Here is a 2677-nt window from a genome sequence, read left to right as displayed (position 1 = left end):
CACGGGGCCGGATCCCGCACAAGAGGAGCGCGGGCCCCGGCCACGATCGGCACGTCGACGCGCCACGCGCGGAAGAGCTCTCGCGCGACCGCGGCCCCGACGTCCGCCGGGGTGTTCCCAGCGACCGTCGTCACGAGCTCGAGCTGCAGCTCTGACGAGGCGACGGCGAGCCCGAGGGCGAGGCCGTCGTCCGTGTTGGCGCCGGGGATCCCGTTCCCGGGGTCGCAGTCGATCGCGATGCGCATGCTCCCTGCCTAGACGGCGTCGCTCACGAGCGTCAAGTCCCGGCCCCGCGTCTCGGGGGCGAAGAACGTGGTCACGAGACCGATGGTCGCCGTCGCCGCGAAATACACCGCGATGGGCCACCAATGCCCGAACTGGACGAGCAGCGCGGAGGCGAAGAGCGGCGCGGTGCCGCCTGAGAGGAGCGAGCCGACCTCCTTGGCGATCGCCATCCTCGTGTACCGGTTGGTTGAGCCGAAGAGCTCGACGCCGTACGCGGCCTGGACCGCGAAGATGCCGAGGCTCGCGAGCGCCATGCCCACCACGATCGTCGCGAAGACGATCCCGGGGTCCTTCGTGTCCATGAGCATGAAGGCCGGGAAGGCGAACGCCACGAGCGCGATGCAGAACGCCCGGTACGTGATGCGCCGCCCGAACCGGTCCGACGCGTAGCCCGCGAGGGGGATGACCGCAAAACCGATGAGGGACGCGACAAAGACGGCCGACGCCGAAAGGGACTTGTCGAGGACGAGCACCTTCGTGACGTACCCGACGATGAACGTCTGCGCGAGGTAGGACGGCCCGTTCTCGCCGATGCGGAGGCCCAGCATCACGAAGAAGGCCTTGTTGCGGGCGAAGAAGCGGCGGCCGTCGGCCTGCGCCGCGCCCTGAGCGTCTTCGACGGGCCGTGCGCCCGCGGCGATGTGGGCGCGGCGCTCCTTCTCGGCAAGGAAGATCGGGCTCTCCTTCATGACCCTGCGCAGCACGAGCGCGGCGACCGTGACGAGGATGCTGCAGAGGAACGGGATGCGCCAGCCCCAGCTCAGGAGCTCGGCCTTGGGGAGCTGTGTCACGAGGAGCCACACGCCGGACGCGAGGAGCGTGCCGCTGTTGGAGCCGAGCGCAATGAACGCCGAGACGAAGCCCCGGATCCGGTTCGGGGACGATTCCGCGAGCATGATCGCTCCGCCCGAGAGCTCAGCGCCGGCGCCGAAGCCCTGGCAGATCCGGAGGAGGACGAGGAGCGCTGGCGCCGCGACGCCGATCTGGGCGAACGTCGGGAGCGCCCCGATGAGCGTCGTCGAGCCGCCCATGAGGATGATCGTCGCGACGAGCACCACCTTGCGGCCGTGCTTGTCCCCGATCCGTCCCAGCACGATCGCGCCGACTGGCCGGGCGAGGAAGCCCACGGCGTAGGTCGCGAAGCCCGAGAGCAAGGCAACCGCCGGGTCGGCGCCGGGGAAGAACAGGTCGCCGAACACAAGGCCCGCCGCGAGGCCGTACAGCGCGAAGTCGACGTACTCCATCGTGGTGCCGAGCCACACGGAGGCCGTGGCGCGGAGGAAGTCGGGGCGCGAGACGCGCGGTTCGGGGGCAGGGGGTTCGACCGTGGTGGTCTGATTGCTCATTGATTACTCCTGGGGCGAGGATGCGAATTGCGGCCGGAGCCACCAGATTGTGCGGAAAGCTGAATTAATTTCCGCTGTCCGCCGTGCCGCAGGAATATGTTCTCCGGGGAAACTTCGGCTTAAATCCCCGGGCCTCCATCCGCAAGATTGCTGGCCTCCGTGGCGTTCCTCCGGAACTCAGTGGCGATTTCCGCCGCCGCTCCGTGGAATTTGCGGGAAACCGTGCAAACTTCCGTGGAGCCTTTTTGAGGCTCCTCAGTGGTCACGAATTCTCCGTGACTATTCGACCCGCACCTCGCGAGGCTCCTTGTCCGGCCGCCACCCCCGCCACACGGGGTGCCGCAGCCGCCCGTCGGGGGTCCACTCGCCGTACCGGACCTCGGCGACGAGGCTCGGCGTGACCCATTGAGCGTCGAGCGTGTCTTCGCGCGGAACGTCCTTGAAGGGCGGCGTCGTGCGCGCGAGCGGGCGCAGCTTGGCCGCGATGTCCGCGAGGTCTCGTTCCGTGAAGCCCGAGCCGACGCGCCCCGCGTAGTGGAGGCCGCCGTCGTCGTCCATGACGCCCAGGAGGAGGGAGCCGATGGTGCCCTCGCGGCCGCCCTTGCCCCTGCGCCAGCCGCCCACCACGACCTCCTGCGTTCGCTCGTGCTTGATCTTGAGCCACGCGCTCGAGCGCCGGCCTGGCTCGTAGCGCGAGCCGCGCCGCTTGGCCATGACGCCCTCGAGCCCGTACTCGGCGGAGGCCGCGAGGACGTGCTCGGGGTCGTCGTCGAACACGGGGGAGAGCTGAGCTATCGGCGGCAGGCCGCCCTCGGCGAGGAGCTCGAGCGCCGCGCGGCGCTCGCCGAACGGGAGCGGGGTGAGGTCGCGGCCCTCCCACTCGAGGAGGTCGAAGAGCACGATCCGCACCGGAACGGTGCGCCGCGCGGCCGCGACATCCGTCGGGTCGCTGAGGCCCATGCGCTGCTGGAGGAGGGCGAAGGAGGGGCGGCCCTGCGCGTCGGTCGCGATGATCTCGCCGTCGAGGATCGCGGGCCCGAGCGCGG

3 protein-coding genes are annotated in these 2677 nt (G+C 70.1%); all 3 read right to left on the bottom strand.

Annotated elements, in window-relative coordinates; translation table 11 throughout:
* Positions 1-245, bottom strand: a 245-nt coding sequence (locus ACLN58_RS20650; RefSeq protein WP_415857104.1) for a nucleoside hydrolase, incomplete at its 3' end; no start/stop codon positions are given.
* Positions 246-254: 9 nt separating this feature from the next.
* Entirely contained in the window at positions 255-1631 is a 1377-nt protein-coding gene (locus ACLN58_RS20645) for an MFS transporter (protein WP_415857103.1), read from the bottom strand.
* 279 nt (positions 1632-1910) lie between these two features.
* Positions 1911-2677: non-homologous end-joining DNA ligase (gene ligD / locus ACLN58_RS20640; RefSeq protein WP_415857102.1), on the bottom strand; the 767-nt coding region annotated here is incomplete at its 5' end.

The organism is Sinomonas sp. G460-2 (assembly GCF_047759905.1).
In the GTDB taxonomy this organism is placed as follows: domain Bacteria; phylum Actinomycetota; class Actinomycetes; order Actinomycetales; family Micrococcaceae; genus Sinomonas.
The sequence above is the reverse complement of the archived record's forward strand: the minus strand, read 5'-3'. Positions and strand labels throughout refer to the sequence as shown.

Coding starts and splice junctions, on each gene's coding strand:
- ACLN58_RS20645 (WP_415857103.1), bottom strand. CDS start 1,631: ATGAGCAATCAGACCACCACGGTCGAACCCCCTGCCCCCGAACCGCGC.